Source organism: Phaeocystidibacter marisrubri, assembly GCF_008933165.1.
GTDB classification, from domain to species: Bacteria; Bacteroidota; Bacteroidia; order Flavobacteriales; family Schleiferiaceae; genus Phaeocystidibacter; species Phaeocystidibacter marisrubri.
In genome coordinates this window covers 61,544-79,413 of the sequence record NZ_WBVQ01000001.1, presented here as the reverse complement: position 1 = coordinate 79,413, position 17,870 = coordinate 61,544, and the positions used below count along the sequence as shown (strand labels likewise).

Below are 17,870 nucleotides of genomic sequence, written 5' to 3'. Positions count from 1 at the left end.
GAAGATAAGAAATGAATGATGTACTCGTTACACATTTTGCTACCTGACTCTAATTCGGAAAACTACACCGCATATGATTTCCCCTTCGAGAATCATTCGGCTCCTTCCATTCCTCTTTCTTTTTACAGCATGTGGCCCTTCCTATCCTGATGGGCTTGTAGAGGAATTGCATGAAGAAGGCATGCCGAGCAACGCTTTCAGCTACTACAGTCCAAGTATCGTAAGCGCATTCACATCCATGGACTCCTCCGGAACAGCAGCTTCCATAGCCTATGGAATTTATGATGTAAAGCAATTCTCTCCAGTTCGAGGTATTCGAGACACGGCCGTTTGCATTTCAGCCATTGCACTGCAAGAACGAGTGGATGCACTAGAAGGATATGAAACTATTCTCCCTCCACTTTATGAGGGCGAAGGCTCTGTCCGAGTATTGGGAAAAAGCATTGACAACAAGCTCAAACTCATACTCATTGTCCGCCAGAGCGATGCAGAAACCATTGAACTCACAGAAATTCGCGGAGACAACTTGCGCTCCAACATCACCCGTGCTATGATGCTCGGAATGATGAACGGAAACCTCAACATCCCCTTTCTAAAATGACCGTACTCGAAACTGCATCTCTAACCAAGAGATACGGCCGAATTACGGCCGTAAACGAACTCAACCTTTCCATTCCATCCGGTGAAGTCTTCGGACTTCTCGGCCCAAACGGTAGTGGAAAAACGACCACATTGGGAATGGTACTTGGCGTGATTCGTCCAACACTGGGCAACTTCACCTGGTTTGATGGGATCAGCGGGAGTTCTGCCCGTAAAAAAGTAGGCGCAATTCTGGAACAACCCATCTTTTATCCTCATTTGTCAGGTGCGCAAAACTTAAAAATTGCGGCAAAGATCAAGGAAAAAGGACTGGATCGAATTGACGAAGTCCTGCAATTTGTAGGTTTAGGCGAAAGAGGTCGAGATCCATTTAAGAACTATAGTTTAGGGATGAAGCAACGCTTGGCCATTGCATCTGCTTTAGTAGCGGATCCCGATGTATTGATCTTGGATGAACCCACCAATGGATTGGACCCAGAAGGGATACACGATATACGCCGACTGATCACAGAGATTGCGGCGAGTGGCAAGACCATCATACTAGCCTCTCACTTGCTAGACGAAGTTCAAAAGGTATGCAGCGAATATGCTGTTCTACAAAGCGGTAAGTGTATCCACAAGGGAAATGTTGCTGCTGATCTCGCTGGAAACGGCGGATGGGAATTGGCTTCAGAGGATCTAGATGCCCTACAAGCCGCCCTTTCAGAAACCTCTTTTGTGAAGGGCATTAAACCGACCGATAACGCCTTTCTCGTTCAAATTGACCCATCTATTTCAGGCAGTGAGATCAACAAAAGCATGATGGACAAAGGGTTAATCCTCTCCCAATTGGCCGAAAGAAGAAATACATTGGAGGAGAAGTTCCTCGAACTCTTGAAATCACAATCATGATGCGATTATTCTCTATAGAATGGCTCAAACTGAGCAAGTCTCGCTATTTCAAGTGGATGATGGGACTTTGGTTGATCGCCTTTATAGCCGTTCCGTTTGGCTTTAACGAGGCCATCTCCTGGATTGCTGAACAAGGAGCAGAACTGTACACCAATTTGGGGTTTGATGCGAGCATGCTACCCATCTTTAGCTTCACCGATTTATGGCACAATTTGACGTATGTCTACAAACTCATGACGCTCTTGCTCTCCATCATAGTCATTGTGAACGTGGGACAAGAATGGGAGGAGAAAACCATTCGTCAAAACATCATAGATGGGATGAGTAGAACGGAATACTTCATTTCCAAGGAAATTCTGTTGCTCACATTAACGCTATTGAGCACTGCACTCCTCATTGCTATGGGATTGACAGTGGGATACATGTTGTCGAGCGACACCTCTTGGTCCAGTGTAACTGGACATATGGATTTCGTGTATGGTTATGCATTACACGTTTTTCTCCAGCTCAATTTGGCGATGCTCTTCATCAACGTGTTTCGGAAAGTGGGTCTGACTATCTTATTATTCCTTGTCTATCTCTACGTTTTGGTTCCAACATTTTGGGGAATCAACCTTTGGAATGAATCAGAGGTGCACACATATTTACCTGTCACCATTTCGTGGGATGTTGTCCCTGTACCGTTTGGGAAATACATCTTCCAACTCACTCCAGATCACGTTGACCCGCAGACCTTGGCTCTCGGTGCTGTTTGGGCAGTCATCTTGCTCTTTGTGAACAATCTGTTGACTACCAAGAGAGATTTGCGATAAGCGCCTGAAAGCTTGAGACTCCGTGCGGAATGCGTTATTTTCGCGGGCACAAATTGAGCTCATGGAAAACCATCGCGATATAGATGCCAAATGGCAACAGTATTGGGCCGCTAACAACACGTATGCGGCAGAAGAGAATTCGGATAAACCGAAGTTCTACGTACTTGACATGTTCCCGTATCCATCTGGAGCAGGGTTACACGTTGGCCACCCACTGGGATACATCGCCAGTGACATCTATGCGCGTTTCAAACGTCACAAGGGATTCAATGTGTTGCATCCTATGGGATACGATTCCTTTGGACTCCCGGCAGAGCAATACGCCATTCAAACAGGTCAGCATCCTGCCATTACTACTGAAAACAACATTCAGCGTTATCGCAAGCAGCTTGACCGCATTGGTTTTTCATTCGACTGGAACCGTGAAGTACGAACCAGCAATCCGAAATTCTACAAGTGGACACAGTGGATCTTCATCCAACTGTTCCATTCATGGTACGATGTGGACGCCGATAAAGCACGCGATATCGCGGAATTAGTTTCTGCATTTGAAAGCAAGGGTACAGCGGGAATCAACGCTCATTGCTCTGAACCTCTTTCGTTTACTGCGGAAGAATGGAAAGCAATGGACGAAGTTCAGCAGAGCGAAACCCTACTCAACTATCGTTTGGCATACCGTTCAGAATCTATGGTAAACTGGTGTCCAGAGCTCGGCACTGTGCTTGCTAACGACGAAGTAAAAGACGGTGTTTCAGAGCGTGGTGGATTCCCTGTTGTTCAAAAGAAAATGATGCAGTGGAGCATGCGTATCTCGGCTTACGCTGAACGCCTTCTCCAAGGACTAGACACCATTGATTGGAGCGAAGCCTTGAAAGAAACACAGCGCAACTGGATTGGAAAATCCAAAGGAGCGAGTGTTCACTTTGCCATTGATGGCCACGATGAAACCATCGAAGTATTTACCACACGTCCCGACACCATTTTTGGCGTGACTTTTATGGTGATGGCACCAGAGCACGAGTTGGTAGATGTAATTACAACCGATGCTCAAAAAGCAGAGGTTGAAGCGTATAAAGAAAAAGCGGCTCGTCGTTCTGAACGCGACCGTATGATGGATACCAAAAGCGTGACCGGCGCCTTTACAGGTGCGTTTGTTGTTCACCCGTTCTCTGGCGAAAAAGTGCCTGTATGGATTGGGGATTACGTCCTAGCGGGTTACGGTACAGGTGCGGTTATGGCCGTTCCAGGACACGACTCCCGCGACCACGCCTTCGCACGTGAATTCGGACTTCCAATTGTTCAGGTTGTAGAAGGCGGTGATGTGCAAGAAGCAGCGGTAGACGCTAAGGAAGGTGCGTTGATGAACAGCGACTTCCTGAATGGACTTCAAGTAAAAGAAGCCATTGCCAAAGCCATTGCTGAAATTGAAGGCAAAGGCATTGGCAAAGGCCAAACGAATTACCGTTTACGCGATGCCATTTTTGGTAGACAGCGCTATTGGGGGGAACCCATTCCGGTGTATTACGAAAATGGCATTCCAAAGACCTTGAGTGATGATCAACTTCCGCTCACCCTTCCAGAAGTAGACAAATATCTTCCAACGGAAGACGGCGAACCACCATTGGCGCGAGCTAACAATTGGAAAACACCGGAAGGCCACCCACTTGAAACCACCACCATGCCGGGTTGGGCGGGCTCTAGCTGGTACTACCTGCGCTATATGGATGCAGGGAACCACACCGAGTTCGCTTCTAAAGAAAACGTGGACTACTGGGAGAACGTCGATTTATACGTTGGCGGTTCCGAACATGCCACAGGTCACCTCCTCTACGCTCGTTTCTGGCATAAGTTCTTGGCCGACCGTGGCTATGTGAACACACAAGAGCCATTCAAAAAGTTGGTGAATCAAGGGATGATCCAGGGTGTGAGTGCCTTTGTTTATCGCTTGAAAGGAAGCAACACATTTGTTTCAAAAGGATTGGTTGGAAATCGCGAAGTAAGCCGATTACACGCCGATATTTCTATGTTGAACGACAAGGATGAATTGGACATCGATGCGTTCAAATCTTGGAATGCTGAATATGCGAATGCTGAATTCGAGTTGGAAGACGGCGTTTACAAAGTAGGTCGCGAGGTTGAAAAAATGTCGAAGTCGAAGTACAACGTTGTGAACCCTGACCTCATCGTCGAGGAACACGGTGCCGATGTCCTTCGCATGTACGAAATGTTCTTGGGCCCGATTGAGCAAAGTAAGCCGTGGGACACCAAGGGTATTACGGGTGTAAGCAACTTCTTGAAGAAGGTAGAGCGCTTGTTCAACAATATCAGTGATGAACAACCGACTGCTGAAGAGTTGAAAGCCCTTCACACTTGTATCAAGAAAGTGAACGAAGACATTGAGAACTTCTCTTTCAACACTTCAGTTAGTGCGTTTATGATTTGCGTAAACGAACTCACGAGCTTGAAGTGCAACAAGCGCAGCATCTTGAAAGAGCTGACCATTCTCCTCTCTCCTTTCGCGCCGCATACCGCAGAAGAATTGTGGAGTGTATTGGGCAACGACCCAAGTGTTACCCAACAGCCCTACCCAGTGCACAACGAAGAGTACTTGGTAGAAAGTTCCATTGAGTACCCTGTACAGTTCAACGGCAAGACTCGTTACAACATCTCCGTTCCAGCAGATCTTGACCGTAAAGGCATTGAAGAAGCTGTCATGGCCGACGAGCGTTCTGAGAAATGGCTCGAAGGCGTTCAGGTTCGCAAGGTGATTGTAGTACCGGGACGAATTGTGAATATTGTTGTGGGGTAGTAGAGTTGGTTTGAGAGGTTGAGAAGTTGTAGGAGTTTAAGGGGTTTTAGGGGTTTAAGTGGTTTTAGGAGTTTTAGGGGTTGGTGACGGGTGACAGGTGACTGATGTCTGAGGTCCGCCAACAACCTTAGAACAGCAATACCGCACGCAACTGGAGCCAAGAAGAACACACTGAAGGTTAGCTTCATGAACATCGTTTCACGAGGTGCGTGCTTGCGATCGTAGCGCAGCAATAAATAAGCGAAGGCTAATGCCAAGAGGGCAAAGCCTGCTAAGAAGGCCGCAGGAGCCCCTCCCAATAGTCAGGTTATTTGGATAATAACCGACGCTATTGAAAAGAACATACTGACCAAAGTTAAAAACAGACTTAACCCGGTTCTCCAGTGGCTGTAATCCTCATCTGCTTCGGAAGCCTTCTCCGCTGTTCTCTCCTCTGCCGCTCTCTCCCCTTACTATTTACTGTTTTCGAAGTACTTCGTTCCTCTGAAATGGGAGTTGATCTTTTCTGAGATGATCTTTCCATCTGAAATGTCGACTCTTTGGCAAGATCCTCCACCTTATGAAGTGGAGCCTCCTCTATCGCATCGATGGGAACCTCATCATCCTCTATAGTGATAGATCATTAGTCTCAATAACTCCTCTTGCCCCTTAGGTAACCGTATACCCAGACGGTCGCGCAACGCGATGGGAAACAGAATGTGACGAAATGGAACAAAATGAGAAATCCAAACACATCACTCATGAGCAGTTCACCTAAAACACCACTCATCATGTGAGTCTTTATCCGTAGGTCTGCAATCAGCAAAAAAAAAGCCGCTCCCCTTTCGAGGAACGGCTCTGCAGTTATAAGAACGTATTCTTACTGGACAACGATACGCTGCACATCAGCAACGCCATTATCTCCTTGCCAGTTCAAAATATAAACTCCTTTCTGAAGGTCTTGAACTTGAACCTCATGAGTACCAGCTACAGAAACTGTTCCTTCCATAACAACTCTTCCATCAACAGATGAAATAGTATAGCTACCTGATGTGGCAGATGTTAGGTTCACCAACCCATTAGTTGTCGGGTTCGGATACAATTCTACGCTTGCCAAATTAAGGTCATGGTCTTTGTAAGTATGTCCAATTGGACGCTGTGCATTCCCGTCTGTTTTACAACCTGTGTTGTTCCACTTGAAAGCATCCAAGGCACGATCGTGATCATTGACAAATATCATCAATCCGCTACCTAAGCTAAGGTCAGTCCCAACACGACCTTGAACACAGTAATCTGGAGTAGCATATGACCATGAACTTCCGTTCCAATCTAGACCAAAGCTCTTGCGATCAGAAGTAAAGTATTGTACTCGACCATTGAAATACTCCATCCCCATTCTACCAGATACATATGCGTTAGGAGCACTAGAATTCATAACACCTTGATCCGTACTATTTGGACCATCGATATAATGCATTTTGTTATCAGTACCGATATAGAACAAATAACCATCACCATAAGCCATTTCTGTATTTGCCTTTGGAGCAATTGCATACGTATTTGCGATGTATGACAACCACTCATTAATGGTGTGATTGTAGGTTAAGTAATGGATATAGTTATCTGTTCCAACATAGAACAGTTTGCCATCACCAAAAACAAGGTCTGATCCAGAACGAGCATCAATAGCTTGCTGCAATACCGGAGCATGCTGCCAACCGGCCGGTCCCGTAATTACACGCACCTTGTTGTCTGTACCAATGTAAAAGATGTTGCCAACAGGACTTACTTGAATATCAGAACCTGCTCTAACTTCTAGTTCATTGCCATTGGCAAAACTATACGTATACGTTCCATTCGCCGCATCAATATCTGCCTTGTAGATTTTGTTGTTGTTACCAATCATGTAAATGGTAGAACCGTTGATTTGGAAGTTTGTACCTGTTGAAGACAAGGTGAAATAGCTCCCACTAGAAGACACACACTTACCGAATGATGAAGAGCTAGCATAATGAAGTGCCACGCTTGACCCATCTTGAGCCGCATAATACGTACGGTCACTTCCATCATACAATACACCGAAGTTTACAAGCGGTTTTGGAACGGCATAATTAGAATTAATCTCCTCATTAAACCATGCACAATCTCGCTTCAATGTCACTACAACATTGATATTCTTTGACACAACCAGAGTTCCCAAATAATTGCGAATTTCAATCGTGATCGTAGAATTAATGCAATTCCAAGATGGAAGATCGTAGTCAAATCGGATACCAATGGACTTGTTTCCCGAAATAAACATTTGTCCATCTTGACCATAGATATACTGGCTATCAGTAATTCTAGCATTACTCATGTACGGCCCAGACTCAACAGCCTTTACGGTATACCAACCAGATGCAAGACCTGAGAGTTGATACCTCGTTAGAGAACTTATGCTACCTGTAGTAGAAGTAGTAGTTCTTACTACGGCAAAGTTATCTCCGTAAGTGTCCGTAATAGCAGAATAGCCCTGCATCCCCAATACTAAGGCTAACGCTGTTAATAATCTTGATAATTTTTTCATAAGAGAGATTTTAAAAATTTAAATAAAGCTATACATCCATTTTTCTTTAACCTATAATATTCCTGTTTTACGACAATAAATCTCATCCATTTAAAACGCAAATAGTTATACGTTTTCTGTAGGATTAATCCCATAGACAACATGTAAATACAGTGTTATTTCCTATAGTTTTATGAATAATATTCAACTTTATGTGAAATAAATATTCCCAGTCAGGACAAATATCTGCACAACCCCAATTCATAAACACAAGGAGCGATATCACAACTCCGTATCAGTCTTGCATCCGAAAATCAATTGAGAAAAACCACGTAACCCTTCACTTCATGCCAATTGCGAAAGTCCACGAGTTGGCCGCAAAGAGCATCAACAGCCGCTAAGCACCTAAGTAGAAACCGTTCTGAAGCGTAACTACACATAGATACTCGCTGCCACTAGCCAACAGTTGCAATACACCGGCTAACAGTTAACAGCAAAAAAAAAGCCGCTCCCCTTTCGAGGAACGGCTTTCTATATAAAGTATGTCTACTTATTGAAGAATCACGCGAACTACGCGGTGAGCGTCTCCTGTAGAAATCTGAAGCATGTAAACACCTGCATCAAACTGTGTAAGGTCAAGCTGAAGTCTAGACTCGCGAGTAGACTCAACTGAAAGGACAGCACCGCGGATATCCATCACACGGATGTCTTTCGCTCCTTCGAACGGCAACTCAATGTTTACCAAACCTGCAGTTGGGTTAGGGAATACACGAACGTTTGCCAAGTTAGCCTCACTCAAGCCGATGCCTGGAGCAACATTACCCGGAGAACCGATATCACCACCGTTTGCTGTATGGGCACCGTTCACTCCGTCCACTGCGAAGGCAGAGAAGGCACAAGCAGTGTCAAACTCAAGTGCGAAACCTGCAATGGTACTGGTGTATTCTACTTTACAAATCTCGATTACATTCGAGCTACTATCGTACAATACAACCGCATCACTAGATGAGCTCAAGCCTGGGAATGAACCGTTGGTCAATTCATCTACAGAGATGATTTGTGGAGCACCGTTTACGATGTTCCAGTTGGCGATGAAGCTAGCCTCATCTGCAGCATTACCTTCCCAAACTACGATTGCCTCACCTGGTGCGATAGTCACACTTGGGAATACATTCAAACCATCAATCTCGCTGTTATCATCAAATGAGAAGTTCGCAAGGTTGTACGTCTCTGTAGTAGAGTAGTTCGTGATTTCAAACCAATCTTGATTCAAACCATTAGCGTCATTACTGTTCGCCATCACTTCAGAAATGTGAAGATCGTAAGTTGGTGGCTCTGGAAGGATGATGTCTGCCATGTAACGTGGCAACAACTGGTAACCTTCACAACGTGGAGCGCTGTTGTCAAACTGACCACCAATACCAATCACATCAAACGTACCGATTGGAGCAGGCATAGCATAAACGTCAGCTACGTCAGCATCTACACGCATGGTGATAGTATCTGTACCGTTGGTGATATCAACGTTGAAACCAGATGAACCGCTACCCCATTGGGTTGGGTCAACTAAGGTTGCATTGTTGAAGCGAACCAATTCAGATTCTGTTGTCTCGTCAAGTGAAGTAATCACCATTGGAGTAGGAAGAGTTGAACCTGACTTGATCACAACGATTGAGTCGGCATAAATCTGAGCCAAACCATTGTACTCGTCTAGTTCACCAATCACACGAATTGAATCACCTTCTGTAACTGTGAAGTTCAAACCTCCAGCAAATACACCGAAACCTTCACCGTCCCAAATGGTAAATGCACTGTTGCTTGACGTTGCACCTTGAAGGTCAACACCCATTACAACTGCATTCAGTTTCACATAAAGCAAAGATGAGTCGATCGCACAGTTTGCATCACGACCATCAATCTGATCAATAGTGTAAGTAGGAATCACAACATCGTTGTCGATTACAGTAAATCGCATGCTGTCGATAGCACCAACCGTCAAGCCACTAGATGCGCCTGAAATTACAACGTCAAACCACTCATCGTTCTCTGTCAATGCATCATCAACAATAGATACTGCGAATGAAATGGTATCACCGTTAGCAGGAACAGTCATCGTCAATGCACCTGTAGTCAAGTTTGGAGTTGGAGTAATCATTCCATCACCTGGAAGTGTTACGCCTGGCCCGATTGTGAACACAAGGTCAACTGTTTCTGAAGTAGATGCTGTTGGAGCAATGTAAAGTTTCACATCAATTGTACCTGCACTTTCAAGGGCAGAAACACTGTTGCTTACAAAGTTTACTGTTGGTGTAGTTGCAACCGCTGGAATGATGTCGTTTGTATCACGTGGAAACAACTGGTAACCTGAAAGGTATGGGGAGCTATTGTCGTACTGACCAACAGCACCAATTGCGTCGAACATACCGGTTGGCGCAGGGAATGAACCAAAGTTTGCATCACTGTCAACACGAAGTTGGAAAGTATTTGTACCGTCCGTTACATCCACGTTGAATGAACCTGAGGACGCCCATTGTGAAGGTGTAACCAAAGTCAATCCATTTACGCGAACAAAGTCACCTTCGTTGTACTCTCCAAGGTTTGTGTGAACTGTTGGAGCTGCCACTGCTGCACCTGTTCCCAATACGATGATTGTGTCTGGAGCAACTTCAATCAAACCATTGAAGAAATCAACCGTACCTACAATCTCAAGGCTATCACCTTTCATTGGAGAAGTGTAGTTAGGAAGATCGGAACTTCTGTAGACGTTTATACCGCCTGTTGCATCTTGCATGTAGAAGCTGTAACCTGCGTTACCGTCAAAATCGATAGAGTAAACAACCCCACGGATAGCAACGGTATCTCCGTCACGAGTCGGGAATCCTGTTGCATCAGAAACATCAACACTAGCAATTGGCTCAATAGCACGAACAGCACCAGAAGCGATGATGTCTTGCGTGAAGCGCGGTAAGATTTGGTATCCTGAAGTGTATGGTGAGCTGTTATCAAACTGGCTACCTACACCAATAACGTCAAATGATCCAACTGGAGCAGCAGTACCTGCGATATTCACATCGCTATCAATACGCATTGTGTATGTATTGGTACCGTCTGTTACATCTACGTTGAAAGATGAACCCGAAGTAACCCACTGAGAAGGCGTTACAAGAGTAAGGTTGTTGATGCGGATGAATTCACTTTCTTCTGTTTCACCAAGAGAAGTAACCGTCATTGGTGCACCAAAGTCAACACCCGTTTTCATCAATTGAATGCTATCTGGGACAAATTCAGTTAAGCCATTGTATTGATCAACTACACCCCAAACTCGGATAGAGTCACCCAAAGCAACTTGATAACCAGAAACATCTGAAGAACGGTAAATATTGATTCCGCTTGTTGCGTCTTTAATGTAGAAAGAGTAACCCGCGTTGCCGTCGTAATCAACAGTGAACACAACACCAGAAATAAGTGCAGAATCACCATCGTGAACAGCCACTCCATTTGCATCTACTGCAGACAAAGTGTCCAATGTAGCTGTTACATAAGCGATATCTTCAATAATACGAGGGAATACTTGGTATCCTGAAGTATACGGCGAGCTGTTGTCATATTGACTACCAACACCAATTACATCGAATGTACCCACTGGAGCAGGAGTTCCGCTCAAGTCACAATCGCTATCAATACGCATAGTGAATGTGTTGGTACCGTCTGTGATATCAACGTTGAATGAACCTGAACCCCATTGAGAAGGGCTAACCAAGGTCATTCCGTTCATACGAATCAATTCACTTTCAGTAGTCTCATCAAGAGTTGTAACTACGGTCGGAGCTTGAATAGCGTTTCCACCACTCACAAGGTAGATGGAGTCAACGAGAATTTCAGTCAGACCATTGTAAAAATCAACACGACCCAATACTTCAACTTGGTCACCCATCATTGGGTTCGTGTACGTTCCATAGTCTGAAGAACGGTAAACGTTAATTCCGTCTGTACCGTCATGGATGTAGAAGCTGTAACCAGCGTTTCCGTCGTAATCAATAGTAAATACAGTACCTTGAATGTATACCGTATCACCATCACGAGTTGGAACGTTGTTCGCATCTAGTGGAGTAAGCGCTGAAATATCTTCAAGTGGATAAGCAGGGCCTTGTACCAATTGTACGTTGTCAATTCCTGCGTAGTCGCCACCTCCATCTTGAGCTGCAAGAATACGAAGGCGAACATACTGAGTACCGGCAGGCAATTTGTGAGAAACAGTAGACCAAGAGCCTCCAGTATTCTTATCAAGTTGTGATAGCGGCCCCCAAGTGGTTCCATTATTGGTTTCAATTACGTAGCCAATTGAATCTGGCCCATCAAACCCAATGGTACTGTAATCAAATTCAAGATATACGTTTGAAATACCTGAAATGTCTACAACGTCAAAATCCATCGTGTGAACAAATGCTCCACCACCATTTGGGTTGTTCAAATCTTGAATACCCCAGAAGCTAGATCCCGCAGAAGGAGAGATAGAGCTCAATGAAGAAACTGTTGCCCAAACGTCTCCACTAGTGTTATAAGTAGCTGGAGAAATCGAATAGGTCCAAGAATCTGAACCTTCAAAACTCTGACTAACTAATCCAGTTAGAGGGTTTGAATTAACAGTAATTGTTCCGGTCATACCACCTCCTGCATGAGGAGTACATTCGTAGCTATACGTACCAGCCGTATTGAAAACGAACCAGTAACTCCAAGGAGATGAAGCAGCAGCCCCATTTCCAAATCCTACCGGATTGTTAGGATAAGTTGCCAATGTTCCGTCAACATTATGCGTTCCTCCTGTACAATCCCAATAGACAGTATCACCTGCATTGATCACAAGTGAAGATGGAGCAAAACTTGCTCCGCTACCGCCCACGTTGACGGTGTGTGAGGTTTGTCCTACAGCCGTTAAGCCAAGGCAAACCGTGAAAAGAGTAATTAACTTCCTCATCAGTTGGTTTTTATGATGCCCCACAAATGTACAAAAGTTATATACTGAACGGACGTTGGCATTGTTACCTCAATCTTAAACATGCAAAAAAAGAAATCGCCCCGGATTTCTCCGAGGCGATTGCTGATTATCAATAGAAATGGACCTCTACTGTATCTATTAGAAGGTGTATGAATATTTCACAGTAACACCAACCCCTGGCTTGTAACGCGAATACGTTTCGTCTTGCGCACCAAATGAGCGATAAACATTATGTCTCTCGCCGTCCAATGCGTTCTGAACACCCAAAGTGATGCGGTGCTGTCTTTCAGAACCAAAGTCTTTGTAGGCATTCACATTCAAACTGTTGAATGGCACTGTGTATACATCTGGCACGCGGCCTGAACCTACAATCGCAAGGAAAGTACCTTGAACGTTGTAAGCAACACTCACGTTGGTTCCCGTTTCAGGATCGCCGTAGTTCAAGTTGAAGTTAAATGTGTAAGGAGCCTGACCTGCCATTGAGCGGTAGTCCTTCAATTCTTCACCATCTCTCAAGTATTGCTGACGCAATTCGTACTCAGTAGTACCATTGTCGTCTACAATTACACTGTGAAGATCTACGCGAGATTCAACGTATGAGAAGTTACCTCCAACTTTCAATTTCTCAAAGAAACCACCAAGAGATGCAAGCGACTTGCTCAATTCTATTTCTGCACCAAATACAGTTGAACTTCCAGCATTGCGTGGACTCAAGTTGTCTGGAGCTGTTTGATAAGACACCATCTCAATGTGGTTGGTGAAGTTCTTGTAGAAACCTGAAACTGCAAATACGTCTGCACCTTCAAAGAACCATTCGTAACGAAGGTCGAAGTTGTTCACTGTTGTTTGCTCCAAATCCAAGTTACCGATGAATGTACGCTTAGAAATTGGGTCGAAGATCTGTGCAGCTGATTTCTCCTTAAAGGATGGACGGGCCAATGTGCGACCATAAGAAGCACGCAATTTCATGCTTTCGTTCAAGTCGTAGATAGCAGCAAAGCTTGGAAGGAAGTTGAGTTCATTCAAGGTTTCTGCTTTATCGTATACTTCGTAAGATGGACCTGGCTGTGTTTCCCCAGTGTAGGTCATCATTGCTTGCTCAACACGTAATCCATAGATCAACTTCAAGCGAAGAAGAACATTGTGCTCATTCTGGATGTAACCAGCGTACACTTGCTGACCCGAAGTAAATGAGTTCGATGCCTCGTAGTTGTAACGTACATATGTACCATCAGGGTTAGAAGCAGAGTAAATGTTCTCGTCCTCAAAGAACCAATCCGGATTCACGTCAATGTCCGAAGTATTTCCTCTTCGGAAGTTGGTGTTCAAGATCTCAAAATCACGACTCTTCAACACAACTACTCCACCGAAGCTCAACTTGCCTGTTTCTCCCCAGTTCTTGGAAAGATCAAGACGAGCACTTTCGTTCCATTCGTTCAAATCTCTCCAGAAGCGGTTGATCCCCGCTCCGTTACCTACGCTCAAGCTGGTATCACCTCCAGTAATAGAAATGGAAGTTGTACGGAAATCTGGATCGTACACGCGCGACTTTGTGAATGCATTGTTCCACTCCAAGTTCCAATCACCCACCTTGTGCTTGCCAATAACCATGGCGGTGGTGAGAGAACGCTGACTGTAGGTAAGAATGTCCTCAAGAAGTGTTGCTCCTGTTTGATTGTAGTTCTGTGCCGTACGACGAGCCGCAGAAGATTCACCGCTTTGAGAGTGAAGAACAAGCAACTCAAGAGAGTTTGTGTTCCACTTCATAGCACCTGACCCCAAAGCACTCCATTGTGCTGTACGCTGACCCAAAGCACCTACACGGCGCTCATCGCGGAACAGCTCCGTATCGGTATTCCCGATCGGCTTCAGGTATGTATTGCTTTCATAATCCTCGTAGAAAGTATTCTGAAGCTGGTAATTCACAACAAAGTTATAGCCGTAAGTACGACCACTTTCCGAATTGATCTGATCCCCAGTATTGAAGCTGATGCTCATATTTGGAATCGCCGTAGCTGATTGAGCGGCCATTTGCTTTCCAAACCCACGTGTTAGTTCGGTAGATGTCGCGTTCGGAGCAGCCGGAACACGCTCAAACTTGCTCATAGGAAAAGATCGACCACCATCATCAAAACCAGCCCAATCGAATGAACCTCCATCGTAAAGAATGAAGTCATTGTTGAAGTGCATGGTTGGGATATACGTAGCACCAACACTAAGTTGGGTTGTAGCGTGCTCTGGGAACGATTTGGTTTCCACGTTTACCAGACCACCGGTAAAATCACCGTATAAATTAGAAGAGAACGTTTTGTAGATCATTACGTTCTCGAGTGTTTTCGTAGGGAAGATGTCGATTTGAACCGCGTTCTTGTCAGGGTCAAGACCTGGAATAGTCATTCCATTTAGCGTTGTTTTCGTGTAGCGATCACCTAGACCACGAACGTAAACATACTTGCCATCTTGAACCGAAACTCCGGTTACACGACCAATAGCAGCACTCAAGTTACCGTCACCCACGCGACGGAATGATTGAGAAGAAAGACCATCCATTACGTTAGACGCGTTCTTTCTTTGAATCATAATCCCCGCTTCGCTGTTGCGAGAAGCTTGAGCCGTAATGGTGATTTCACCGATGACTTCGCTGGCGGGTTCTAGAACACCATCTTGAATGGTCACTTTTCCTTCGGTAATGGTCACTCCGCTTACAACGAAATCAGAATAACCAAAAGAAGAAACACGAACAGTGTAGGTTCCAACAGGAACCGTTACGGAGTAATTTCCGTCAAAATCAGTGAGTCCTTGGATGCTTGTACCTTCAACCTTAATCAAGGCGTTGATAGCTGGCTCTCCATATTGCTTATCGATAATAGTACCGCGTAATAGACCCGTTTGGGCAAAGGCAGCAAGTCCGATAAGAACAAAAAGTGAAGTGAAAATTGTCTTCTTCATTCCGCACATTTTATAAAAAGACCTATCGCGGTTTCTGTGGACCGCGATAGGTTATTTTGAGTTCTTCTAGATCCGTTTTGGATTAAAGCTCACCTCTTTCAGAAGCACAAGTCCAAGACCATACTGACATATCAGCACCTGTTGCAGTAGTTGAAACCACTACAGCTTCAGCAGCAGTTTGGTCAACAGCAGGAACTGTACAGTCTACGTCGTTGTTATCAGTAGAACCTGTGTATACAGATACTCCACCGTCAAACTCAGAACCAGCAATTACCAAAGTTGGAGTTGCGTCAGTCAAGTGAGTGAATGCGTCAGTCTTAGAATCTGCACAATCGTTTTGGTAAGAAGCGCGTACTTTCAAAGTAGCACCGTCAGGGTAAGAGAACTTCACGTTTGTGATTGTACCTTGAGCTTTAGACTTAAGGTCAGCAGGTGATCCGTCGTTACCAAGTGCTGTAACTGTACCGTTTACCAAAGAGAACATACCGTTAGTATACGTTGAGTTCTCAGGACCGTCAATTTCCAAACCTTCATCCGTACCGATTCCATCACCATGAATTACAGCGAAGTTTGTGAAAGTACCAGAGTAGTTCATATCCAAGTCAACACCATCATCACCTTGGAAGTAGATAAGAGCATTGTTGATGTTTACAGAACCACCGAAACATTCGATACCATCGTCAAGTGTAGCGTAAACTTCAACCTGATCAACTACAGTACCTGCACCAACACCACCGAAAGTGATACCGTTGATTTCGTTTCCTTCACCGATAGTAGTACCACCGTGACGAACAGATACATACTTAAGAGTACCTGAGTTGTCATTTACGTCTGTACCACCGTAAAGACCGTAAGGTTCGTTAGCTGGAAGACCTTCGATGTTAGTTTCAGTGTCACCGTTCTCAGCAGAGATCGGAGCTTTACCCAAGATGATCAAACCACCCCAAAGCTCGTTTTGAGTGCGAGAAAGGTTTGTACCCACTCTCTGACCTTTTTCGATGTTGTCATCCAAAGAAGTGAAGATGATTGGATTAGCTGCAGTACCTTCCGCATCAATCTTACCACCACGTGAGATGATCAATACAGATGCAAGTGATCCAGTTTCAGTTTGACCTTTAATGATTGTACCTGGCTCGATAGTTAGAGTAACATTCTCGTCAACTACAACGCGACCAGCCAATTGGTAGATGTTATCAGAAGACCAAGTCGTGTTAGAGCTGATCAAACCAGAAACGATTACGTTAGAGGTTGGTTTTGATCCGCCATCACCACCTTTTTCTTCAGTACAAGAAGCCATACCAACAGCTACAACAGCTGCAAGGGCGATTTTGCTAAATTTTTTAAGAGTGTCCATTTCTTAGAATTGTTTGTGTGTTTCGAACGGTGCAAAGGTTGAGCGGCAAGGTTAAGCCCCTGTTAAGTCAGGTTGAAGGTTATGTAGCGATAAACAGCTTAATTGTGAAGAACTGTGCGTATTTTTGAAGTTATTGTAACCTTTGGTTATGTAATTGTTAAGCCGAGGGGGCGGGCCGATTTATGAGTATTTTTGACCCGTCTAATAGAGCATTTTGCTCGTATGATTACCGATACCATAGACACTATGGAGACAAGTGAAATGAAGATCCTTTTAGTGGATGACGAACCGGATATCCTAGAGTTCGTAGGCTACAACCTTGAAAAAGAAGGATTCAAAGTAAAGACGGCTAACAACGGTGAAGAAGCTGTTGAAAAAGCCAAAAAACATCGTCCACACCTCATCTTATTAGATGTAATGATGCCAGGAATGGACGGCATTGAAACCTGTGACGTTATCCGCAAGATTCCTGAACTCGAGAACACATTGATTGCTTTCCTTACCGCCCGCGGAGAAGACTACAGTCAGGTTGCAGGTTTTGAGGCTGGAGCAGACGATTACATCACTAAGCCGATCAAGCCAAAGGTTCTCATCAGTCGTATGAAAGCGCTTATGCGCCGCATCAACAACGGAACAGAAGAAACCGAAACGAAAGTGGAATTTGGCGATCTCGTGATCGATCAAGAGAAGTATCAAGTTCGCTTGAAAGGTGAGCGACTTGACCTTCCTCGTAAGGAATTCGAACTTCTTTCCCTACTCGCTTCTCGTCCGGGTAAGGTTTTCTCTCGCGAGGAAATTATGGACAAGATTTGGGGTACCGATGTGATTGTAGGAGGACGTACCATCGACGTTCACATTCGCAAACTCCGCGAGAAAATTGGAGATGAAAAGATCCGCACCATTAAAGGAGTAGGATACAAATTCGAAGATTGATC

The 17,870-nt window shown here is 44.7% G+C and carries 9 protein-coding genes; 5 read left to right on the top strand and 4 right to left on the bottom strand.

The genetic code is table 11. From position 1 onward, the window contains the following. The first annotated feature begins 73 nt into the window (after positions 1-73). The 4 genes from F8C82_RS00335 (at position 74) to leuS (ending at position 5,112) form a co-directional block, all read left to right on the top strand. A complete protein-coding gene (locus tag F8C82_RS00335) occupies positions 74-601 on the top strand; it encodes a hypothetical protein (RefSeq protein ID WP_151691451.1) in 528 nt (175 codons plus the stop codon). Then, positions 598-1,491, top strand: a complete 894-nt coding sequence (locus F8C82_RS00330; protein ID WP_151691450.1) for an ABC transporter ATP-binding protein — start codon at positions 598-600, stop codon at positions 1,489-1,491. The genes F8C82_RS00335 and F8C82_RS00330 overlap by 4 nt, the downstream gene beginning before the upstream one ends. After that, complete coding sequence (locus F8C82_RS00325) at positions 1,488-2,303, top strand: hypothetical protein (RefSeq protein ID WP_151691449.1); 816 nt, start codon at positions 1,488-1,490, stop codon at positions 2,301-2,303. The genes F8C82_RS00330 and F8C82_RS00325 overlap by 4 nt, the downstream gene beginning before the upstream one ends. Positions 2,304-2,364: 61 nt before the next feature. Then, positions 2,365-5,112, top strand: coding sequence for a leucine--tRNA ligase (gene leuS / locus F8C82_RS00320; protein ID WP_151691448.1), 2,748 nt, complete (start codon positions 2,365-2,367; stop codon positions 5,110-5,112). Between the two features lie 859 nt (positions 5,113-5,971). Here leuS and F8C82_RS00315 read toward each other — a convergent pair. The 4 genes from F8C82_RS00315 to F8C82_RS00300 all read right to left on the bottom strand — a co-directional run bounded on the left by F8C82_RS00315 (position 5,972) and on the right by F8C82_RS00300 (position 16,935). Then, complete coding sequence (locus tag F8C82_RS00315; protein WP_151691447.1) at positions 5,972-7,657, bottom strand: T9SS type A sorting domain-containing protein; 1,686 nt, start codon at positions 7,655-7,657, stop codon at positions 5,972-5,974. A gap of 529 nt (positions 7,658-8,186) precedes the next feature. Next, entirely contained in the window at positions 8,187-12,611 is a 4,425-nt protein-coding gene (locus tag F8C82_RS00310; RefSeq protein ID WP_151691446.1) for a DUF5689 domain-containing protein, read from the bottom strand. Between the two features lie 159 nt (positions 12,612-12,770). Beyond that, positions 12,771-15,581, bottom strand: a complete 2,811-nt coding sequence (locus F8C82_RS00305; RefSeq protein WP_170266094.1) for a TonB-dependent receptor — start codon at positions 15,579-15,581, stop codon at positions 12,771-12,773. An 82-nt stretch (positions 15,582-15,663) separates the two neighbouring features. After that, positions 15,664-16,935 (bottom strand): hypothetical protein, encoded by a 1,272-nt coding sequence (locus F8C82_RS00300; RefSeq protein ID WP_151691444.1) that lies wholly within the window; start codon positions 16,933-16,935, stop codon positions 15,664-15,666. 246 nt (positions 16,936-17,181) lie between these two features. Between F8C82_RS00300 and F8C82_RS00295 the strand changes: the two genes are divergently transcribed. Further along, positions 17,182-17,868 (top strand): response regulator transcription factor, encoded by a 687-nt coding sequence (locus tag F8C82_RS00295; protein WP_151692889.1) that lies wholly within the window; start codon positions 17,182-17,184, stop codon positions 17,866-17,868. Positions 17,869-17,870 lie beyond the last annotated feature (2 nt).

What these genes read in the sequence shown, in the direction of transcription:
- F8C82_RS00335 (WP_151691451.1), top strand. Translation starts at nt 74, where the DNA reads ATGATTTCCCCTTCGAGAATCATTCGGCTCCTTCCATTCCTCTTTCTT.
- F8C82_RS00330 (WP_151691450.1), top strand. Translation starts at nt 598, where the DNA reads ATGACCGTACTCGAAACTGCATCTCTAACCAAGAGATACGGCCGAATT.
- F8C82_RS00325 (WP_151691449.1), top strand. Translation starts at nt 1,488, where the DNA reads ATGATGCGATTATTCTCTATAGAATGGCTCAAACTGAGCAAGTCTCGC.
- leuS (WP_151691448.1), top strand. Translation starts at nt 2,365, where the DNA reads ATGGAAAACCATCGCGATATAGATGCCAAATGGCAACAGTATTGGGCC.
- F8C82_RS00315 (WP_151691447.1), bottom strand. Translation starts at nt 7,657, where the DNA reads ATGAAAAAATTATCAAGATTATTAACAGCGTTAGCCTTAGTATTGGGG.
- F8C82_RS00310 (WP_151691446.1), bottom strand. Translation starts at nt 12,611, where the DNA reads ATGAGGAAGTTAATTACTCTTTTCACGGTTTGCCTTGGCTTAACGGCT.
- F8C82_RS00305 (WP_170266094.1), bottom strand. Translation starts at nt 15,581, where the DNA reads ATGAAGAAGACAATTTTCACTTCACTTTTTGTTCTTATCGGACTTGCT.
- F8C82_RS00300 (WP_151691444.1), bottom strand. Translation starts at nt 16,935, where the DNA reads ATGGACACTCTTAAAAAATTTAGCAAAATCGCCCTTGCAGCTGTTGTA.
- F8C82_RS00295 (WP_151692889.1), top strand. Translation starts at nt 17,182, where the DNA reads ATGGAGACAAGTGAAATGAAGATCCTTTTAGTGGATGACGAACCGGAT.